Source organism: Methylicorpusculum oleiharenae (assembly GCF_009828925.2).
GTDB lineage: Bacteria > Pseudomonadota > Gammaproteobacteria > Methylococcales > Methylomonadaceae > Methylicorpusculum > Methylicorpusculum oleiharenae.
In genome coordinates this window covers 72,383-92,747 of the sequence record NZ_WUTY02000001.1, presented here as the reverse complement: position 1 = coordinate 92,747, position 20,365 = coordinate 72,383, and the positions used below count along the sequence as shown (strand labels likewise).

Genomic DNA, 20,365 nt, shown 5'->3' with positions numbered 1-20,365 from the left:
ATCTAAAGCTTTAAGGGGCGATTTTAATCGCCCCTTAAAGCTCGTTGTAAAGCATTAAATTAACTTTGTAAATTTTCTAATCGAACAAACTGCAGCCTTTACAGTTTACTGCAAGTCCAGTGGCCGAACCTGGGCATTGGTCTTGGGAATCGGCGATACCGTCGCCGTCTGTGTCAATTAAAGTTATATTTTGAGTAAAGACTATTCGACCGGAACGTGGCGGAACTGAAATAGGCCAAACTGCGGCGGTAGCCTCAGGAAAAATAAAATAGTGTGAGCATAATTTGCTGTTACTCAAACGAGTAGGGCAATCTAATGCTTTATCTACATCAGTCTTGTTTACCAGTAAATTGGTGTGCGTAGGTCCCAAAGTACCTGGATCGAAGGGTACAATTTCAAGGTTGGCTATTCTAAGGCTTTGTTTAGCAGGTAGGCCTTGGATGTCAAATCGCGCTCCTTGATCGGCAACAGTGATACTGGACGCTGTCTCGTTAGCCTCGAAGATAAAGGAATGGCGCTTCCATTCCGTTGATGAAGAAAATTTATAGATTTTATTCATCAGGGATTTATAGTTGCTTGGTCCTGCAAACCGGACTAGTGCAGTTAAATTGGCTTGGTCAACACTTGTTTGGAGATCAAACGTTACTCGGTAAAGTTTGCTCTTGGTAATTGTAAATTTCGGGCTATTTACCAGTGTTACTGAGGCACCTGCAATCACATGCATACAGTTGACGCTTACAGGTAAACACCCTTCAAGAGCTCTTGTGGACATGGGGGCAATAGCATTCCACGAACCCCAACCATTTATTCCAGTAACAAAATCAGTATTACTTATAAAATTACTATCTGCGATTCCTAATGCAAAGAATGGCAAAGGCGCCGGTGAGGAACTATTCAAATCATTATTTCTATATTCTCCGTTAAGCGTAGTTGCTGTTTGCCACTCATAAAGTGTGTGTGATGTGGTATCGGTTAGTTCATTTATCTCCCTGGTAACATGATCCGTAAAGATAGTCGCATAATGGTTATCTTCGTAGGTTGCAAATTTTGAAGCATCTTGAGAGTTAGTAGAAAGGAATGAGTTGTTGATGGCAGGGTGATTTTCTGTTGGAAAGAATTGATTGTTATTAATGATATTTCCGGACATATTGCCATAGGCAAGTGTATCTTCTTGCTGCCGAACTAGCCAAATGTCAGAGCCATAAAAAATATTACGGGTGATAGTATTTTGGCTGCTGTTATGAAGATGAAGAGAACTTGTCCCTCCTTTTACGGTATTCCCAATTATTGAAACACCCAAAGTGCCATAATCAAGATATATGCCGTTACTAATTCTATACATCAAATCCGGAGTGCCTGTTAAATCGCCTGATGTTTCGAGAATCAGGTTGTTTTGAATTAAGCTACCCTTCGAATTTGAAGTAACCAAATAAACTGCGCCGCAATCGTTGATATTAAAGCAAGCGTTTTCAATTATATTTGATTCTATCTTGTTTTCTTGTTCCCCACTAATAGCAAACCCTCCTGAGTAAGATAAAGAATTATGGGCTATAACAGATAAGTCGCCACCAATAATTGTAAATTGTGTGGTCATTGGTAGAGAAGTGCGTTTGCCAGATTTTACTATTACTCCAGACTCAGATAATTCATTATTTTCTATAAATGCATTTGTTGAGAGGTATGCATTGATGCTAGCTACCCCGGATAAACCTGTTCTATTAATCTGATTTGCTTTAATGTAGGGGTCCGTTGACTGTCTTGCAAAAACAGCACTAGCACTAATGTTGTTGATGTTCATATTAAATAAACTAACATTTGCGCTTTTTTGCATGCTGACCCCGGTCATCGCGCCGTCAATCTGCAGGTTTTCAATCGCGATGTTGTTTTTAGCATCCAGATTAATCGCCGTGTCTAAGGTAGCCAATGCAACCCGATTACCCGGATGTTGATTTGTCGGCGTCCACACATAAAGGGTTTGAGTGTCTTCATCGAAAAACCATTCACCTGCAGAATCCAGCATCCACAAGTCGTCATAAAAATAAAAACCCCAACCGGCACTTGAAATTGGATACATTGTGTTAGGGCTTATAGTTAAAGTATCTGTTCCCATACTGCTGACCGCATATTCGTTGATTCGCCAGTTGACTTCCCGCAGCCTGAGTTTTGTGCCTGAGTCAATACTGGCTCCTGGGGGTAGTTTTAAATCGGAAGTCATGATTTGATTGCTGTATTGACGATTGTTTCTATCCTTTAATACCGGTGAGGCTTCACTGGTTCTGAGATAAACTGAATCAGGATTGGCGGTATCGTGGCCGACATTGGGGTGGTGTGCAATAGTCAGTGGGTCGCCGGCAAACAGAACCGAGCTGGGTTTAGGCAGAATATCCTGTTGGTACACACTGGCATCGCGAAGATAGACCTGCTTGTTTCTTGGTACTTCTATGTCAAGCCGGGCATTGGGTAACGTGGTTGTAGCAGTAAATTCTAGTCTGAGATGTTGCCATTGACCCGTCCCGGTAATTTTTTGCGATAGTCCCAAGGGGCTGAATTTATTGCCATGTTCGCGGACGATCAGATTAATAGATACATCATTGGGTGCAAACATCGATAGAATGGCAACATACTTTTGGCTGCCCACAATCGGAAAAACACGGCTGATGGCCACACTGCTGTAGTTAGAAAAACCTGCTCGAAAATCCATACAGCCTTTGACCGACAGAGGACAGTCAGCAACAAAGGTTTGGCTGGCATCGGCAGGCCATTTAGACCAATTAGCCACGGTTGTAGATAAACTGCTATTAGGAATTAGACCTTGAGGAAACGTCGTTCTCCAGATATTGCCTTGATAGGGTTGCCAATTATCACTTGGGATCGTGCGAAACCCGCTGATTTTGGGTTTGTCGGGACAATGCGCGGGATAGGACCCGAAATTGATTTTGGCTGTGCTCGTGCCGTTACCGGACGGCTTTAATGATTCATACCATGTCTGTCCGCAACTGAACAAAACCTGGTCTCCCGGCTGTAGAATCGCACTATTGACCCTGGAAATGCTTTGCCACGGCCCATTGGTTCCCGATAGTGTGGCTGAAGTACCATTCCAACTATCATTACCATTCCTGGCATCTACAAAGTAAATCTCAGCATTAGCCTGAGAAAAACTAAATAAAGCAGCTAGGGTGAGGACTACATAAATTAAAGTTTTCATTTTTATTCCTTAAGAGTCTTTCTTACAAATGTAATCAGTCTTCTGTTTTTGGAAAATCTGAATCAGAGGAATGGCTTAGTATTAACCTCTGGCTTACAACATTGAATTAGAGTCTAGGAATACAATGGATATTTTTCTTTGACTAGACGCTCAGTTTTGGCGTGAACTGTGTCGCAGAAAAGGATAGAGCAATTGGACGAGGGGTTGGGTCATGTGCGAGCCATGTGTTTGTCGCGACATAAGTAAAAAACATCCGGCAAAGCCGGAGGCTTGAAAACACCATTCTTCGATTTGGAACAATTCGAACGGACTGCAACCAAGGCTACTGATATTTATTGTTTATTTGCTTCGTGCATGTTACTTGGGTCATGCATTTTAACTACATAAATATGCCTTTTCACATGATATAGCTAATCAACTTAGGAACAAGCATAAAATAAATTGTGTCGTATAATCCCTTCTCTGGAAGAGGACTGAGATGATGGGGGGAAAAGTCTAAGTTATTTTGTACTTATTCCTTAACCGCTAAAACTTCTTGTCCATGATCAAGCAACGCTCAATCCCATTAGCAAAACTGTCTACCATGTTTTGCAAGGTGTAACGCTTAGAGCCATTAAGAGCCCCTGCTTTTAACTGCATATAATACGAGGGATTAAGTAATAAACCAATGATGGCATCGGCATAATCGTCAACACCACCCTTTACCACCAAGCCATTTTCACCATCCTTGAGATAGGCAATCTCTGGTCCGTGTCGAGCTGTAAATGTAGTAACCATAGGAACACCGGCACAGAATGAATCCAGCACATGCAACCCTACAGCACCAGGATTTAAGACGATATGTGCTAAACGAAAATAGGCCGCCTTATCAATGCCTTTGCGCACTCCTACCCAATGTAGCCAAGGCCGTGATACTGTTGCCTCTTTAATTACAGAGACACTTGGGCCATCACCAATGACTACTAAGTGAAAATGAGGCTGCGATGCCTGAATCTTATCAGCAGCGGCTACCATATAATCCAGACGTTTATCCGGATAAAGAGAACCGCAAAATAAACCGACATGTGCGTCGTCTGGCAAGCCCAACTCGTTACGTAACTCAGAAAGACGAGTATCGGTAATTGATGCCAAATCGGCCAAAAAACCTTCATTGTCAATGGCATTATCCAATACCGTTATACGCTCGGCCGGGTAACCGTTAGATAAAAGTATATCTTTTGTCATGTCGGTATAGGCAAACCACCAATCAACCCGGCCTAATAAAAATTGCTTCCACTTTTCTAATAAACCCGCAGGATGGTGGGCCTGAAAATTACGACCATGCCCCCAATACCCTAATTTTGATTTATGCAAACCGCGCAAAAATAGCCACGGGTAATTGGAAAGCAGGCGATTTTCTTGCATTATAATCACTAAGTCAGCATCGTGATGATGGGCGGGGAACGGTTGCCAAAGCACATCTTTACTGCCTATAGATATATAGCGATTTACTACAACATCCGCCCAAGGCAATGTGCCGACATCGCGCTTTTCTCTCTCTCGTTGGGTAGGTTGCCCATGTACTAAATGCAGTTGAATTCCTTTTGCTTCGCATCCTTTACGCAGCCGGTCAAAAAAATTCATGCGATAGTGAAGTAAACGATGTTGAAGAATTACAACTTTTTTCATTCCATTTCCTGATAGTGTTCCACTGCGTCAATTTCTAGGCTTGGTTCTATTAGCCAGTGATCATATCCTCGTTCGGAAGATACGAAACGGCCGGTTTTTATAGATGCTTCATGTTGTTGAATGGTGACCTCATCTTTAAAACGTATGCCAACTTTTTGTGCGGGATTACCTGCCACAATTTCATAAGCACCAACATCTCGTGATACAACTGCTCCAGCGGCAACAATTGCTCCTCGGCCAATTGTTACACCAGATAACACAATTGCGCTAAATCCAATCCAAACGTCGGTTTCAATAAGAACTTTTTCTTCTTTGTATGGGCTAGGCGGCATCTTTCTGCCTACCCAAGGAGAAAAGCGGACAGGGATTCCAATTGCACGAAAGTCGTGATCACGCCGGCCAACCAAAGCCACGCGGTTTGCTATTAGAACGTAATCGCCTATTTCTGCGTTACACTCGACCAATACGTCCTTGCCGATATAGACGCCGCTGCCAATTGAAATGGATTTTGGAGCCCAAAAACGACTACCCGAGCCAATGTGGATATCATTACCAACACTGCGTATCTTTCTTGAGAGTAGAACTTTTAAATTGGTTTGAAGACGCCGTCCAACGGCTAGCAAGATATTTAACATAGGCTATCCCTGTTTGTTAGATGGTAAAATAGCAGAATGTCTTTTGTCATATCGGTATAAAAAAACCATCAATTATCCCGGCCCACTAAAAATTGCTTCCACTTTCCCAGTAAAACCGCCGGATGATTTGCCTGAAAGTTACGTACATGCCCTCAATAACCCACCCTGGCATAAAGCAAACCGCGCAAAAAAAGCCAGGAGTAATTTGAAAGCAGGCGGATTTCCTGCATTAGAATCACTAAGTCGGCATCGCGATGTTGGGTGGGGAACGGTTCCCAAAGCACATCTTTGCTGCCTAAAGATACATAGCGATTTAGCACCACATCTGCCCAAGGTAAGGCACCGACATCACGCTTTTTTTCTTCCCTCTGGGTAGGTTGACCGTGTACCAAGTGCAAGTTAATTCCCCTTTTTTCGCAGGCTTTACGAAGACGATCAAACAGCTCCAACCGATAATGTAGTAAACGATATTGAACGATAATGACTTTGTTCATTAAGTTACCTTATAGGAATATAAAGGCGCTAATTTAAAAATAACTTGGAACGCTCACATAAGGGATTGAGTTAACAAAATATGGTTTCATAGGTGTAATCTTATGTGCGGTAAATGCAAACAGTATTAGCCGAAAATTTCGGAATAAAAAATTGTAAAATTGTCAAAAGTTATAGGTACTTAAGAAATATTTTTATATCGAAATATTAGATTAATGATTTTGATTTTAGTATAAAATATTTTAATATTGCATTACCATTTTTAAATTTTCTAAGGAAACTTTCATCGGGATTTATAGGTTCGAGTAGCACATCACTCCATAAAAGCCGTATTAATTTTTCAAAAAAATAATAATTAGGTGACTTTCTTCTATTGGGGTCTATTTTTAATATACTCAACAGTAAGGTTCGATTGTTAAATGGCGATATCTCTTCAATCGCAATATCTTGTTCAAAAGGATAATTAGCCCCCCAATTTCCAAGTCTCTGTTCCCAATAGAAAAGATCTAACAAAGGAATGTTAAACTCCTCAGAATATTGATTGGCAGTAAAAAACCATTTTTCTATTTGAATATTAAAGAATGGTATTTTATTATTATATCCAGAAAAAGCAAGTAACATATCTAAGCTTATTTTCATATTAGTGTGGCCATAATAGCACCTAGCAATCTCAGTGCAGTTCCCATTAATATTAACTACATCTTTGTGGTAGTTTTTGTCGTAGTGATATTGAATATTTTCAGTCTTTGGCAGAACTCTTGGTACAATATGCTCTTGCTTATATTTTAATAAAAAATCATCTCTTATTTCTTTTGGATTAATGCAGGTGAAATCTATATTTAATAATTTACTTAAATTATCAGGTACCCATGCATCAGGGGATTTACCGAAAGATCTATCAAATACATAATAATTTATTAAATGTTTACTATCCTTGCTTGCCGATAGTAGAATTCGAGAGTCCCAACCTGCTGTTAGCGGTTGTATTAATTGATATCGTTTGGTTAATGCAGAATAAGTATTACGCAATATTAAAGAAGCGAACTCCAAAGTTTTTTCCTCGTATTCATGCTCAATTGAGTGAAGTGGGATTCTATGGGTTTTGTGGGATTTTAAATCTAAATAATGATTAGGCAATAACTTGTGGAAACGTTCATCAATTGTTTCTTCGCCGTACCAAGCTGACTCGTTATTTAAATATATTTTATTGTCTAAAAAATTTAGTTTTTGTTTATTTATAAGTGGCTCGCTACTCAGTGCTTTTAAAATCATTTTAAGTGATGAGCCTATTACGAATTCATTATCTATAAATCCAAAGTTAATTTGACGAAGGTGACAAGCGTCACCTGTGATAATTAAATCATTTTTCGCCTTAAAAATTAAAACATATCTGCCAGAAAAGATGCTGATTTCTTTTAAAAATTGCGGTACAGTTTCGCAGGATTTAGCTAGCTTATTAATTATTTGATTATTCGAATCGTCAGGATTAAGTGGGTCAATAATAAAACCAATTAATATTAATTCAGAATCTGCATTTTTTGCTACTGAAATATTCAGGTTGGGATAGGCATAAATAAACAAATCGTTAAATTCAATTGGATTAATTTCTAGATTTTCAAAAGGTAATATTTTTTGAGTAATGAGATACTGATTTTTGAACATTGTAACTTGCCTCATTTATTTTCAGTCATTTAGCCAATAATTTTTAAGCTAAAATGTTGTATTCGACTTATAAGTAATTTTTTGTTGAGTATGACTTTTAGATTTATATTTATAAGTAAGCAATGTAGTAAAATAAGAAATCAAAAACATTAGCCATGTTAGGCTGCTATTTGACAATATACTAGCTTCTGTAATGTTATGAATTAGAACTACGGTAATTAAACTTAAAACAATAGGATAATCTTGATTGTTATCCATGGCTTCTTTTATGATGCGCAAAAATAATTGTAAAATAATAAGGATAAGTAAAAAAATTGAAATATATCCACCACGAACAAGCAAATCAAGATAACCGTTATGTAGTTGTCCATAACCGAGTTTATAAGTACTCATGAAAGATCTCAGGTTGTCAAAGCTCCAACCTAATATTGGTTTGGCCTCATGGCCTTTGAGTCCAATTTCCCAGAGGCTTGTTCGGCCACTTAAGTTTTCATTCCTTCCAATTAAATGGAAAAAAAATTTAACTGTAAATATCTCGGGATGTTGGATATATATAAAAAATATGCCGATGATAAATAGAAAAACACAAGATAAAGTTTTAATCAGCTTAGTGTTTCTGGATGAACTGTTAATCAGATAAAATCCACTGATGCCTAGCACTAAAGCAATAGATAAAATTAATGAAGTCATGCTGTCGGCTTTATGTAAGCAGTAAAAAGTGCCAGCTAAGGAGACTACAGCAAGAAAGTAAACCCATTTGTTATTTTTTGATTTAAATAATGCACAAGAGCAAACCCAGGTTGTAAATAAACAGATTATGCCTAAGGAATTCGGGTGCCCTGTTAATCCCCGCCACCTTCCTATCAAGCTAATGTCATAAATATTTGAGGATGTCATAACTCCAATATGGGGCATATATATAGTGACAATAATACTGGTAAAAATGTATAGCATTAAAATTATTAATAATAATTTAAAAAAATTATTTTTATTACTAAGTAAATAGATGGCCATGCATATTGCAATTAGTGATAAACCAACATTATGTATAAATGAAATAAAAACTTTGCTAGGGAAATAAGACCAATAAAATGAAATAAGCGTAAATAAAAACAAAGCGCACAGTGGTATTGCTCTCTTCAATATATAAGGTAATAGTCCATGTTGCTTTAATATCAATATTAAGGCAGTAGTATAAGCAAGTGTTAATGTAATTTGATTGATGATACTACTTTCTTGTTTTAAATCGGTGCCATAGGACGGCTGCAGTAAAGCGATACTATTGACTGTAAAATAAATTAAAAATGGCAAAAGATAGGCGCAGCCGATATTTGGTTGGTGGTTTAATGTCATAAGTCATCGTAAATTCATATTGATAAATGTTATTTGTATTCTTGATAAGCATCATTTATAAATAACATGCTTAATTGACCGTAATTTGCCATCAGTTTACGTAAAACCCAAACCCAACTGCTTTTGCCCATAAAAAAAGCTACAGGTAACGAAATAATAGCTATGACAAGATAACTAATACGTTTAATAAACCATGTGATGCGTTTATATAACGAATAATCTTTTAAATAAATTTTGGCGTAAATTTGGCCACCTCGTAGCGCACGCTTGACTAACCACTGGACCGTCATACGTTCCCGCGGAACATCTTCATAGGCCAATGCTTCATTACACCAAATCATTTTAGCGCCAAGCAAATACAGTCGGTGGAACAATTCAGTATCTTCACCTCCAGTGAGGCCGTATTTCGGATCAAAATACAAAGTATTCTTAAATGCTTTCGGTGCACGAATTAATACATTACCACTTGCACCATGAGTCAAGACAGCCCCCGTTTTATTGTTTCGATAAAAAAAACCGCCTTTCAATATCCATTCAGGGGTATCTTCAGGGAATTGTGGTAACACTGGTCCAAATACTATGTCCGCATTGTATTGCTGGCTGGCATTTAATAATAGATTTAGCCAGTTTGGCACGGCCCATTCGTCATCATCAATAAAAGCTAAATAATCGGCAGTGACAAAATCCAACGCTTTATTGCGGGTTAAAGATATATTTTTTTTTGGTTGTACGTCATATATATAAACAATATCTTTATCATAAAAAAAATTTTCAACCGTTAATCTAGCAGATTGTTCTGGATCGTTATCAATAATGATAATTCTTAGCTTAATTGAATTTATTAGTGTTTGTTTTGATAACGATTTTAATAATTTGCCTAATAATTCTTGCCGTTTATATGTTGCGATACAAATGTCAATGTTGATGGTTTTAAATGCTGTCATTTAAGGAATATCCTTTTTAAATATCTAGAACTCATCCTTACACATGTAATCCATGATTTCGGATTTGTTATCAATTTCTTTGCAGCTGAATAAAATCGCCACTGCTTAATAAGCCTGACAATATCGTAATAAAGCATTAATTTATCATAACGTTTTTGTCTTTTTTCCAATAATTTAACAACTGTCATTTTGCCGACTTTTTTTGCGCTATTAATTAATTTTAAATTATTGTCACGCAGTTCTTGGTATTTTGTATTGTCGCCCGTTCTACTTAGCGATTGTGGTACCCTACGATAATAATAATAAGGCTGATTTGTTAGTACAAATATTGCTCCTTGCAGCAGGCATTCGGTATATAACATAAAGTCTTCTCCTAATCTGACATGCTCATCATATCTAATCATGTGATTTTTAAGAAATGAGCGTCGCACGATTGGTTTCAAGTAGCCATAGTTAAAGCCTGTTTTGATTGGAAAATCGTTTGCAATAAATTCGGTTACAGATATTATTTTAAAATTTTTCTCATGTGTAGTTTCTGGAAATGCGATTAATGGATTTTGTCCATTGATATCGACATAAAAAACATTGTCTGCAACTAAATCCGCGTTATTTAGTTCTGCAATTTCTATGAGTTTATTTAATCGCTCCGGATGGTAAAAATCATCTGCATCCAGCAAGGCAATCCAAAAACCGTTAGCTTCAGATATGGCACGGTTACGGGAACATGATGGACCTTGGTTTTGATTGTTTTTAATTAATTTTATTCTGCAATCACTTAAAACCATGCCTTCTACAACAGCAACAGTATTGTCAGTTGAAAGGTCATCGCAGACGATTACTTCTAAATCAGTTTCTGTCTGATTGATAACTGATTCTAATGCTTGCTTAATATAAGGTTCGGCATTAAATGTAGGGATAATGACAGAGACTTTTACGCTATTTCTTTTTGACATAAATAGATTTTAGTTGAAGATTTTGTATGGTTTTTATTCTGGATGCTTGATTACACTTTCTCTATTGCATCTTTTAAAAATCGTACAGCCTCTGCTTTTCTTTCATTTAGCACTTTGTTTACGTGAACCCAGTTAATCGATTCTTTAATTTGTTCATCCGTTAGTTCTTGTAAAGAGTTTATTAGCCGGTTTTCAAGGCCAAATATCTTCAAAAGTGAGTTAAAACGGGCTGAACCGCGACTTTCGTTTCCCAATGCTAAAAATGGTTTATTAAATAAAATTGAAAAAGCGGTGCCATGAAATGAATCGGTTATTATAAATTCTGCATCCATGAATCCACGTAACCATTGTGTGACTGGAGGGTAAATTCGATCGTTATATGGTAATTGACTTGTATTTGTATTTTTATTAATGAAAAAAGGATTAAGGCCGTATATCTCTGAAACCTTTGTTATTATACTTTTGTTGCTAGGTGACAGATCAAAGATATAAATAACCAGACTTTCTTTGACTGGTAGGACATTATCTTTTTCAACCAAGGTTATATAATCTTCCTTATTCAATAATAGGGTGGGGTCTAGTACGTGTGTTGCATTTACGTCAAAGTGTTTTTTGCAAAGCTCAATTGCAGAATCTTCCCTCACTGAAATTGCATTAAATCTTTTTGCTAAGTTTGCGCATATAATTGTTTGTTCTTGAGTGTACTCCCAATTGTCAACTCCGAAAGAAGCTGCATAAGCAATTCGTTTAGCAGGGTCATTTTCATTGATAAAATCAAGAAAGTAATGAGTTAAACAAGGTGAGTACTTTGGTCGCCAAACTTGATCGCTACCGACAATATAAGCTTCAAAATCATAGCTAGAAATAGTTGAAAGATTGGATCCAGACTCAATTTTCGATGTGGTCTGGATATTCTCATTTATAAAGCGTTGAGTATGTTGTGAAATTATGTTTTTAAACTTTGCAGTTGGCCATATGTTTACCACAATCAGCTTGCCGAGTATGTAACGGAGAATTAGTCTCTTGCCGATTGATCTGAATAATCTGAAATAAAATTTAAAATCTCTTTTACTCTCCACTGTCCATATATCTACTGTCAATACTTCATGCCCCATTCGTTTTACTACTGTCTGTAGAGCATAAGCTTGTAATAAGCCACCGTAGTTGTTATGTAATGGTTGTGTCAGTATTGCAATTCTCATAATTTCATTATTCTATAAAGTATTATAATTAAATCATTAATCTTAGTAACAATCATGATTCAAAACTCAGATAAAAAGTGCTCTAAAAATTAAATAACTTGGATAATCTACTAATTATCAATTGAAGCTTGCTAACTATATTTTTTCACGCAAAAATTAGCTTGATACAATTTTAAGAATTTCTTCATTTTCCCTCCTTAATGATAACGTTGTTTTAAAACTTTCGTTTGGTATCCCAATCGGCACAAGACATATTACTCTTTCTGAATCACTTAACTGTAATTCATTTTGAATCAGCTTATCTTTATCATGATTTAAGCCCCAGTGTGCAGGGCACGCACCAATACTATAATAATGCAAAGCATATAATAAGTTCATTAAGAATAATCCACCATCTATATACAACTGATTACGCTCACCAACTGTATAGTAATAATTTTTATCCGCAACAAGTACCAATAATTGATAGATATTATCAGAATAACCAACTAATCCTTGTTGAATAGCAAATACGCTGTCAATTTTTATTTTGTTTTCTATATAATATACACGGCAGGGTTGCCTGTTACATACCGAAGGAGCAGTTTTTGCTATGCCAATTGCGTTTTCAATCAAATTGAATGGTATTTTTTCGCCGGTAAAATTGCGCACACTGCTTCTTGATTTTGAAAAAACTAAAAAGTCACTTCTATTATTTTTGAAATAATCATCATGATTGTGTGTTTTAATAATTTCATTATTTAAAACTGTTAAATTTCTAAAAAACTCATAGTCTTCTCTACTGTAAAAGTCTGAAATATCGATACCATCGTCCAAGTGCTTTTCATAATACTTGCACATTGCCAAATAGGCTACGGCTACTTGGCTCCTTGTGTTGTTTTTAACAATATCTTTATCTTTAAGTAATATAATTAATTCCTTGACTCTACTCTCACCAAAACGATACCTAAAATTTTCATGTAAAAATCCTTTTTCTATTGCATGGTAATGTAAAATAATCTTTGATTCAATTTTGTTAAAGTTATCCAGTTCAAATACCATTGAATGTTTGTAAAATGTTATTGCATCTTTATAGCTATTATTTAATAACAAAACCAGGTTTGATGAATTTCTCTTGATCTTACCTAGTTTTTTTGAAAATTTATTACCTAATATTTTTCTTACTATTTCTTTTGTATTCACGGCACTAACCTATTGTTTTAAAATGATATTTATCAGTTATTGGATCACATGTTTTATTAGTAAAATCCTCAACTTGACAATCTTATCTCCCGCAAATCACTTAAAGCTTACCAAAATTAATAAAATTAGTACTTATAAACTCAATCAATTGAGAGATTTATATCAATTTAGTAGGTCAAATAATTCAATTCTTATATCTATACTTTATTATAAATTTACCCAGCACAATTTATTCAAATTTTACCCGTTTTTAACTTAAGCAAATACGTTAATTTATTTTTTATGAAAATTCGTTCATTATTTTTAAAACCGACTACATATATAACCAATAAAGCAGAAATTGTAGAATATATGCCAACAACAAGTAACCGCTGAAATCCTGGTAAAAGTATCGTGTGCATGAGCAATGGCGGTATTATAGAAAATATGGTAACCGAAAAAACTCTTAAAACTACTTTTACTAAATATCCTGTTACCGATAACCTAACTAAATGGCTTACAATGATCAATCTAAAGATAAGCGCAATAACTGAAACTATTATATTAATATAAATGGTAACTTCCGGCGGATATCCCTGCTTTAGAAAAACATATGAAATAGGCAAAATTGATATTAATAAACCGCCAACTATGCTTTGATACAGTTTTATTTTTCCTGAAGCTTGTGCGGCTGTCATTAATGGCCCGGAAATGCTTTCGATTAATATATTGACAATTACTAGTTGGGTAAAAATAATGGTGTAATCAGGAACTGTATTGAGCCATAATTCAAGAATAATTTCCGTTTCCAGCAGGATAGGTAGTGATAATAGAAAAAGTAAATAAAAAGAGTATTTTGCACCTTGAAAAATTAGTTGATGCATGTACTGGAGATCATTAGCTGCAAACGATTTAGTGATCTGGGGGTTCATTGCCATCTGAAAATTATGAACAAAACCATTGACTGATCCTTGCACTTGATAGGCAATACCTCTGGCTGCATTTACTGCTGGACCAAAGAAAATATTCAAAAGAATATTTATTCCTTGGCTATACATCGCAAAGGCTACATTCCCCCAAAGGTTCCATGCAGCAAAACCCATTAGTGTTTTAAATAATGGCTTATCCCAAAAAAACCGGAACCTACTTTCCGGGAAATTTCTACGGCAATAGATACCATAAATTATCCGAATAATTAATGCGATACTGAACATTAAAACAGCGTAGAGTTTCAGCTTATCAAATCCAAACCATTGAAGCATAAATACAATCAACAGTTTTAAGCCTACATCGATGATGCTTACCCATGCGAACACGTTCATGCGTTCATGCGCAATAATAGCCGCATTGTAGGGTACGCTCACTACGTTTACCAAAAAGGCCAAAATTGAAAACTGATATACCCATAATGTTGCCTCCATTCTTTCGGTTGGGAGCGTCAATTGGGTATTTACGGCCCATAGTCCAATTGTTTCAGCCAAGATTAGAATTACTAGTGCGATAATGAAGTGAATGTTAACGCACATGCTAAATACTTTAGCTAGTTGGGTGAAGTCCTTTTGCCCGATTTCGAATGACAAAAATCGTTGGGTGCCAGAAGCCATGGAGCTATTTAAAAATCCAAAGAGGGTAACAAAGCCCCCAACTACATTGTATATGCCAAAATCCTCAACCCCCAGAGTGTTCAACACGATCCTGGATGTGTATAAGGATACTGCCATAGTGAGCAGCGACCTCAAGTACAGCAAGCCTGTGTTTTTTGCAATACGTCGATTTCTTTCAGAAGACATATTAATTTTATGGTTAAAAAATAAGCATTTAAAATAAGATCTTAATTAAGTTTGAAGAAAGTTTCGAAACTTTCTGTTTCTTGGTGCTTCAAAATTCCAAAATAATCAGGCATATAAAAATAGCATAAACCAGATCGTTGCCGACTTTATTAAAATCAGGAATTTCAACTTATACGGCCAGGAACTTTTGAGAATAGGAAATTTAAATCAAGGTAAAGGATAAACTAGTGTTGTAAATTTGACAGGTCAATCTTCGACTCTTTCGATGCAGCCATATTAACCTTTCCGTATTACAACTTTCTTAAACACAATTCAGGTAGTTGTTCTTCGGGATTTTAAAAACAACCTTTCTGAGGTTACTAAATTTTGTTCGGGTTCTTAGTATTTCGCAATAACCCGGTTAGGCGGATTCGCCAACTGGCAATCCGCCATGACTTTGAAGAATATTGGCGCTTTGCTATCGCGATAACGACCTACCGGATATCGATTTTTACATCGGGTTTTGTTTTTTTGCGTTAGTTCTACTTTGTAAGATTTCAGGTTTCACATGACCGAAGGTCGTCATTCCGGCATGGATTGCCGGAGCCGTTAGACCGCGTAAGCGAATCCAGGCTCCATGGAGGGTTCGAAGCTCGCCATCCATGGCACTGGATACCCGCTTCCCGGCGGGTATGACGGTCTTTCTTCTAATCTGACAAAGTAGAATTAGACGACCGCTTTATGTCTCATACTCTTCGTTGAAAACCAGGCCCTGTTCGTCTCTTTTTGGCCGGTGCTGGCTGCGATCTTCTCGAAAAATTGTCGGTTCGAATGTCAGCCATGCAGTATTTCAACGTTCAATTCTTAATACCCAAAAATTTTCCAGACTACATGGATAGCTCGAAGCTTACCATCCATGGCACTGGATGCCCGTTTCCCGACGGGCATGACGGGCGCTTTTGTATTTAGCTGAAACATCTTGCTAATCAGGAAATTTTTGGGCACAAACGACGAAAAATAGGCACTAGAGCACCGTAAATAAGAGTATCGCGGGCTTACCGTTGATTATTTCTCGATGAAATGTTGCACTAACTCTATCCTACAGCCTTTCCTTGAGCCGCTCTAATAGATTAATGCATTCATGCAACACTGCCAGTATTACTGGCTTGAGGCTTTCCTGTGGGCGTATAAAGAAAATATAGTGTGCTCACACCGACAAACCCGCACATTGGGATATTTTGAAAAAGGTACTTTGGAGAATATCCGTCCTTCTGCAATTTCAATGAAATGACCATTCAACAATCCTGCATAGCTAATCGCTTGTTCGCGACCCCATGTGTCAGCTTTGTAGCTGGCGATATCAGACAAGTCTTTAATAGCCGCTGATGTGAAATCAACAGCAAGCTTCATCGCCGGGGCGCGGCAAGTGCTTCCTCAAAAATTGTTATAACTGACGTGCTAACCACATCGCCACGTTCGGCGGCTTCAATACGTGGTTTTAGAAAGGCCTCCAGTTCTTGTATGGCTTTTTCTTCATCATCGGTCAGCGGCAACAACCGCTGCATCGCGTATTCTTTAATGCTTATACCCTGCAAAGCAGCTAATGCCTTGATGCTCTGATGCTGCTGTTCCGTAATTTCTATGGTGAGTCGGCTCATGGTGAAATTTCTCCAGTTCTTAATTACATGTCAATATTACGCAAAAATGTAAGTATGTAAAAATGTACATCAACCCGGTAATGTGGATTCGCCACCAGGCAATCCGACATAGCTTTAAAGGCTATTGGCGTTTTTCTGTCGCGAAAACGCCCTACCGGTTTTCGCTTTTTACAGCGTGTTGTGTTTTATTGGCTCAATTTGTTTCTTGATTCTAAAGATCAATCAGCTCAGTCAAAAATCGTCATCTCGACAGGGATTGCCGAGATCCAGATGCCATGGATGGCAAGGGCCGAACACATCCTTGTGCTCTGGATTCGCTTACGCGGTCTAACGGCTCCGGCAATCTCTGCCGGAAAGACGTTGTTGCTGAAGCATCTTTATAATCAGGATTTATTTTGCGTTAGACGACCGCTTTAAGTCCGATACTCGTCGTTGAATTGGGTAGTTCAAGCGTAGCTGCGTAGCGGGCTCGCCCCAAGTCTTGGCTAATGGTTTTGTTATTGCTCCCTGTGCTTGCCGACAACACTAACACTATCTCGGCTCGTTGCACCAAGCATGAGGAGCTTCGCGACTCCGAGCGATTGTTTCTAAAATGTCTTGTAACTCAATATTCAGTTTCAGTGGGGATAAAGGCCGTGCCATTTGCTCTAATGTTATCGATTTAAAACAGTATATTATCTAACCTATTTCGAGTTGTTTGTACTATAAGGACCTCAATGTGGGATATTACTCACTCTGAGTGATTTCACACACCCATAAAAGTAGAAAAAAATAAACATAGGAAAAAACTGACAAGAACAAGCAATGAATCCAATAACAATTTTTGCACAAATGTGAGTGATAGTTTAGTATCACTCCTATGAAAATAGAACTTGTCACCACCCTTAAACGTCAGGCCACCAAAATTCTTGCTGAACTGCACGAATCTAAGGAGCCAGTGTTAATCACTGAACACGGCCAGCCATCGGCTTACCTTATCGATGTTAAAGACTACGAGCTTATGCAATCAAGGATGAGCATTCTTGAAGGTATAGCTCGAGGTGAAAAAGCGATTTTTGAAAATCGAACCTTTAGCCAAGCGGAAGCAATCGATAAAATGAGCAAATGGCTCAAATAATATGGACCGAATCCGCCCTCTCTGACCTTGATGATATTGCAGAATACATAGCACTTGATAAAGTCGAAGCCGCTTGTCGCTTGGTCAAACACGTATTTAAAAATGTGGGTGAGCTTGAACATTTTCCAGAATTAGGTCGTAAACCTCCAGAACTTGAAAATTCGACCTATCGGGAGATCATCGTTAACCCTTGTCGAATTTTTTACCGGCTGGATCAAAACGAAAATATTTATATTCTCTATGTCATGCGAGGAGAACGGCAGTTACGTAAGTATTTGTTGGATGAACGCGCTCAAGATGCCAGCTAAGTAGGTGTCTCAAAAGTTGGCAGGAGAGCCTTTGGTTAGTCTATTGAGCATCAAATTAATCATGGCAATATGGACAAATGCTCGACTGGACTCAAGACTGACTTCATAATCCTTGCTCAAACGGCGGTAGCGATAAAGCCATGCAAAGTTTCGCTCTACGACCCAGCGACGTGGCAACAATTCGAAGCCGTTTGCCTTATCGGAACGAAGAACAACAGCCCAGACAATACGAAAACGCTCCGCTAACCAAGCGCTAAATTCTTTGCCAGGATAGCCACCGTTGACCCAAATGCACCGCAGTTTTTTGCAACTGCCGGTGAGTGACGCCAGGACTAATTCGGCCTCTTCTCGTTCGGGCACATTCGCAGCGGTCACGACGATCTCCAGCAGCAGACCCAAGGTATCCACCAGAATATGGCGTTTACGACCCTGGATGCATTTATCCTTTGATACCGGTCAAGGCAGTGGTTATAACGCTTTGGCTATCAATACTGCCCGTCGTAGGATGTTTATGACGCCCGGCTTTTTCCTGACCTGAGCCCTCAGCGTGTCGTGAATACGTTCCCACGTTCCGTCTTTAATCCAGCCCCGGCAATATCTGTATACTGTTTGATAGGACGGGAAGTCATTGGAGGGGGCTGGAGTCGTAAGACGCAGCCGCTAAGAGCGATATACAAAATAGCATTAACAATTTTGCGTAAATTCACTTGCCTGGGTCGACAATCTGGCAAGGTGGCCGGAAATAAATCTTGGACTAACTTCCATTTTCTGTCGTCTAAATCGGTTGGGTAGCGTTTAATCCGTGTCTTATGGGCCATGGCAAAAATTTAATTTTTGCGGATTTAAGCAGCATTGGCGACTTTTAAAATACGTACTAAAGCATGAAACGTGCGATTTATATCTCGTATATGAGTATCAGCCTGGATTTCACCCCAGGTTTTTAGGTGTAACGCCAAATATCCGCTAAATCTTGTCTTGCTCTAGGCCGGAGTTTAAATTGAGCCATCAGCTATGAGATTATTTAATTTCGTTTAAGAATTCTTCTACATCAAAATTAGAGGAAGCGCCGCTTTGTTCGCCGGCAATAAGCTCAGAACGTAGTGCATCCAGTTTCAGTTCTTGTTCTTCAAGCAAACGAAGACCCGCACGTATTGCTTCACTTACCGATCCAAATCGACCTTCTCTGATTTTTCCGGCAATAAACCCTTCAAAATGCTCTCCAAGAGAAACACTGGTATTTTTTTGCATACTCAATCCTCCAAAAACGCCAACAACAATATATTATTGAGCTTCGTAACATCAGTTAGTATTTTTTAATCCTGAGAACAAAATGAGCTGCAAAATGCTGCAAAATGAACATATGCAATGGATAACGCTGGATCATGACCTCATTAAATGCCAAATAAAGCGCATTGATGATGACTGTTATTTAGCATTAGGTCGGCATAAACTTGCATTTCCCGAATGCTTTGATGTTTGGGAGTCCTACCTAAGCTCTAGCGACAATGAGGAATTGAAGACGGCGCCGCTCGCCTTCTTCTTCATGATTTTTGAGAATGCATTTGGCCCAAGCGGCAGTTGGTATGACAGCTATAAGGGGGCGTTTTCTTTTCCATTCGCTCTTAGATTATTTCGCAAGGATACGGTCATTCCTTATCTTCTCCATGTAAGCTGCTGGCGTGGTTCAGTTGAGGTTTGTTTTTATAAAATTATTCCGGCCGATGAAACGCGGTACGACACCAGTATTATTCACAAACCGTTCGACGATGAACTTGCCGAGCGGCAAATGCAGGTGTTGGTTAATTTTCTGATGGGTTTTGCAGAAGGTTTTTGGAGAGGAACACGTCGCAACAAGGACAAGTGGGAAAAGTTATTCCCGGAAGATAAACAACAGGATTTTGTTAAAGCCATTGATTCTAACTGTATTCTTTTCGGTTGCAAGGACGGGCGTTTTTTTCAAATGTGTTATTCCGATCGAGACGAATACGAACAAAAGAAGAGTGAGTTATTGACGCCTTATCAGCATGCGCTTCATCAAAAAATGGTTAAGGATGTGTTTTTTAAGGACCAAAACATTAAAGCTAATCCGGAATTGTGTTGGCGCCAACATGAAACATTCTGAAAGAAAATTGAACATATTAACCCGGTAATGTGGATTCGCCACCAGGAAATCCGACATAGCTTTAAAGGCTATTGGCGTTTTGCTATCGCGAAAACGCCCTACCACTTAACGATTTT

Annotated in this window: 19 protein-coding genes; 3 read left to right on the top strand and 16 right to left on the bottom strand. The window is 38.1% G+C overall.

The features are described 5' to 3' along the window. Positions 1 to 76: 76 nt before the first annotated feature. The 13 genes from GO003_RS00410 to GO003_RS00350 form a co-directional block, all read right to left on the bottom strand. Positions 77 to 3,205: a right-handed parallel beta-helix repeat-containing protein gene (locus GO003_RS00410; RefSeq protein ID WP_159658108.1), complete on the bottom strand. Its 3,129-nt coding sequence runs from the start codon at positions 3,203 to 3,205 to the stop codon at positions 77 to 79. A 525-nt stretch (positions 3,206 to 3,730) separates the two neighbouring features. Next, entirely contained in the window at positions 3,731 to 4,873 is a 1,143-nt protein-coding gene (locus GO003_RS00405; RefSeq protein ID WP_159658109.1) for a glycosyltransferase family 4 protein, read from the bottom strand. Then, positions 4,870 to 5,508 (bottom strand): acyltransferase, encoded by a 639-nt coding sequence (locus GO003_RS00400; RefSeq protein WP_159658110.1) that lies wholly within the window; start codon positions 5,506 to 5,508, stop codon positions 4,870 to 4,872. Before GO003_RS00400 ends, GO003_RS00405 begins: the two co-directional genes overlap by 4 nt. 152 nt (positions 5,509 to 5,660) lie before the next feature. Continuing rightward, positions 5,661 to 6,002 carry a hypothetical protein gene (locus GO003_RS00395; RefSeq protein ID WP_159658111.1) on the bottom strand — a complete coding sequence of 114 codons (342 nt, stop codon included), beginning with the start codon at positions 6,000 to 6,002 and terminating at the stop codon, positions 5,661 to 5,663. Between the two features lie 205 nt (positions 6,003 to 6,207). Further along, on the bottom strand, positions 6,208 to 7,662 hold the full coding sequence (locus tag GO003_RS00390; protein WP_159658112.1) for a hypothetical protein: 1,455 nt from the start codon (positions 7,660 to 7,662) through the stop codon (positions 6,208 to 6,210). A gap of 48 nt (positions 7,663 to 7,710) precedes the next feature. Next, the gene (locus GO003_RS00385; protein ID WP_159658113.1) at positions 7,711 to 9,015 is read right to left on the bottom strand and encodes an O-antigen ligase family protein; all 1,305 of its coding nucleotides are present in this window, start codon (positions 9,013 to 9,015) and stop codon (positions 7,711 to 7,713) included. A gap of 29 nt (positions 9,016 to 9,044) precedes the next feature. Then, a complete protein-coding gene (locus GO003_RS00380) occupies positions 9,045 to 9,959 on the bottom strand; it encodes a glycosyltransferase (RefSeq protein ID WP_159658114.1) in 915 nt (304 codons plus the stop codon). Then, positions 9,956 to 10,912 carry a glycosyltransferase family 2 protein gene (locus tag GO003_RS00375; RefSeq protein ID WP_159658115.1) on the bottom strand — a complete coding sequence of 319 codons (957 nt, stop codon included), beginning with the start codon at positions 10,910 to 10,912 and terminating at the stop codon, positions 9,956 to 9,958. Before GO003_RS00375 ends, GO003_RS00380 begins: the two co-directional genes overlap by 4 nt. 50 nt (positions 10,913 to 10,962) lie before the next feature. Next, a complete protein-coding gene (locus GO003_RS00370; protein WP_159658116.1) occupies positions 10,963 to 12,114 on the bottom strand; it encodes a polysaccharide pyruvyl transferase family protein in 1,152 nt (383 codons plus the stop codon). Positions 12,115 to 12,270: 156 nt separating this feature from the next. Beyond that, complete coding sequence (locus GO003_RS00365; protein WP_159658117.1) at positions 12,271 to 13,296, bottom strand: nitroreductase family protein; 1,026 nt, start codon at positions 13,294 to 13,296, stop codon at positions 12,271 to 12,273. A 233-nt stretch (positions 13,297 to 13,529) separates the two neighbouring features. Further along, on the bottom strand, positions 13,530 to 15,065 hold the full coding sequence (locus GO003_RS00360; RefSeq protein ID WP_159658118.1) for an oligosaccharide flippase family protein: 1,536 nt from the start codon (positions 15,063 to 15,065) through the stop codon (positions 13,530 to 13,532). Between the two features lie 1,137 nt (positions 15,066 to 16,202). After that, complete coding sequence (locus GO003_RS00355; protein WP_159658119.1) at positions 16,203 to 16,454, bottom strand: type II toxin-antitoxin system RelE/ParE family toxin; 252 nt, start codon at positions 16,452 to 16,454, stop codon at positions 16,203 to 16,205. Beyond that, positions 16,451 to 16,702, bottom strand: a complete 252-nt coding sequence (locus tag GO003_RS00350) for an antitoxin (RefSeq protein WP_159658120.1) — start codon at positions 16,700 to 16,702, stop codon at positions 16,451 to 16,453. The genes GO003_RS00355 and GO003_RS00350 overlap by 4 nt, the downstream gene beginning before the upstream one ends. An 859-nt stretch (positions 16,703 to 17,561) precedes the next feature. Here GO003_RS00350 and GO003_RS00345 point away from each other — a divergent pair. Beyond that, positions 17,562 to 17,819, top strand: coding sequence for a type II toxin-antitoxin system Phd/YefM family antitoxin (locus GO003_RS00345; RefSeq protein WP_159658121.1), 258 nt, complete (start codon positions 17,562 to 17,564; stop codon positions 17,817 to 17,819). Then, positions 17,807 to 18,127, top strand: coding sequence for a type II toxin-antitoxin system RelE/ParE family toxin (locus GO003_RS00340; protein WP_159658122.1), 321 nt, complete (start codon positions 17,807 to 17,809; stop codon positions 18,125 to 18,127). Before GO003_RS00345 ends, GO003_RS00340 begins: the two co-directional genes overlap by 13 nt. Positions 18,128 to 18,136: 9 nt before the next feature. Here the strand turns inward: GO003_RS00340 and GO003_RS00335 are convergent, their stop codons facing one another. The 3 genes from GO003_RS00335 to GO003_RS00330 form a co-directional block, all read right to left on the bottom strand. Continuing rightward, positions 18,137 to 18,562, bottom strand: a complete 426-nt coding sequence (locus GO003_RS00335; protein WP_331001653.1) for a transposase — start codon at positions 18,560 to 18,562, stop codon at positions 18,137 to 18,139. A 107-nt stretch (positions 18,563 to 18,669) separates the two neighbouring features. After that, positions 18,670 to 18,945: a transposase gene (locus GO003_RS26505; protein ID WP_206444729.1), complete on the bottom strand. Its 276-nt coding sequence runs from the start codon at positions 18,943 to 18,945 to the stop codon at positions 18,670 to 18,672. A 199-nt stretch (positions 18,946 to 19,144) separates the two neighbouring features. Beyond that, positions 19,145 to 19,375 (bottom strand): type II toxin-antitoxin system ParD family antitoxin, encoded by a 231-nt coding sequence (locus GO003_RS00330; RefSeq protein ID WP_159658123.1) that lies wholly within the window; start codon positions 19,373 to 19,375, stop codon positions 19,145 to 19,147. 82 nt (positions 19,376 to 19,457) lie between these two features. On the opposite strand from GO003_RS00330, the gene GO003_RS00325 reads away from it, so the two are divergent. After that, the gene (locus GO003_RS00325; protein ID WP_231088740.1) at positions 19,458 to 20,249 is read left to right on the top strand and encodes a hypothetical protein; all 792 of its coding nucleotides are present in this window, start codon (positions 19,458 to 19,460) and stop codon (positions 20,247 to 20,249) included. Positions 20,250 to 20,365 lie beyond the last annotated feature (116 nt).

Excerpts from the sequence above, each read along its gene's own strand:
- GO003_RS00390 (WP_159658112.1), bottom strand. The coding sequence starts at position 7,662 with ATGTTCAAAAATCAGTATCTCATTACTCAAAAAATATTACCTTTTGAA.
- GO003_RS00330 (WP_159658123.1), bottom strand. The coding sequence starts at position 19,375 with ATGCAAAAAAATACCAGTGTTTCTCTTGGAGAGCATTTTGAAGGGTTT.
- GO003_RS00395 (WP_159658111.1), bottom strand. The coding sequence starts at position 6,002 with ATGAACAAAGTCATTATCGTTCAATATCGTTTACTACATTATCGGTTG.
- GO003_RS00375 (WP_159658115.1), bottom strand. The coding sequence starts at position 10,912 with ATGTCAAAAAGAAATAGCGTAAAAGTCTCTGTCATTATCCCTACATTT.
- GO003_RS00400 (WP_159658110.1), bottom strand. The coding sequence starts at position 5,508 with ATGTTAAATATCTTGCTAGCCGTTGGACGGCGTCTTCAAACCAATTTA.
- GO003_RS00360 (WP_159658118.1), bottom strand. The coding sequence starts at position 15,065 with ATGTCTTCTGAAAGAAATCGACGTATTGCAAAAAACACAGGCTTGCTG.
- GO003_RS00340 (WP_159658122.1), top strand. The coding sequence starts at position 17,807 with ATGGCTCAAATAATATGGACCGAATCCGCCCTCTCTGACCTTGATGAT.
- GO003_RS00370 (WP_159658116.1), bottom strand. The coding sequence starts at position 12,114 with ATGAGAATTGCAATACTGACACAACCATTACATAACAACTACGGTGGC.
- GO003_RS00410 (WP_159658108.1), bottom strand. The coding sequence starts at position 3,205 with ATGAAAACTTTAATTTATGTAGTCCTCACCCTAGCTGCTTTATTTAGT.
- GO003_RS00355 (WP_159658119.1), bottom strand. The coding sequence starts at position 16,454 with ATGAAGCTTGCTGTTGATTTCACATCAGCGGCTATTAAAGACTTGTCT.
- GO003_RS00350 (WP_159658120.1), bottom strand. The coding sequence starts at position 16,702 with ATGAGCCGACTCACCATAGAAATTACGGAACAGCAGCATCAGAGCATC.
- GO003_RS00405 (WP_159658109.1), bottom strand. The coding sequence starts at position 4,873 with ATGAAAAAAGTTGTAATTCTTCAACATCGTTTACTTCACTATCGCATG.
- GO003_RS00325 (WP_231088740.1), top strand. The coding sequence starts at position 19,458 with ATGAGCTGCAAAATGCTGCAAAATGAACATATGCAATGGATAACGCTG.
- GO003_RS26505 (WP_206444729.1), bottom strand. The coding sequence starts at position 18,945 with ATGGCCCATAAGACACGGATTAAACGCTACCCAACCGATTTAGACGAC.
- GO003_RS00380 (WP_159658114.1), bottom strand. The coding sequence starts at position 9,959 with ATGACAGCATTTAAAACCATCAACATTGACATTTGTATCGCAACATAT.
- GO003_RS00345 (WP_159658121.1), top strand. The coding sequence starts at position 17,562 with ATGAAAATAGAACTTGTCACCACCCTTAAACGTCAGGCCACCAAAATT.
- GO003_RS00385 (WP_159658113.1), bottom strand. The coding sequence starts at position 9,015 with ATGACATTAAACCACCAACCAAATATCGGCTGCGCCTATCTTTTGCCA.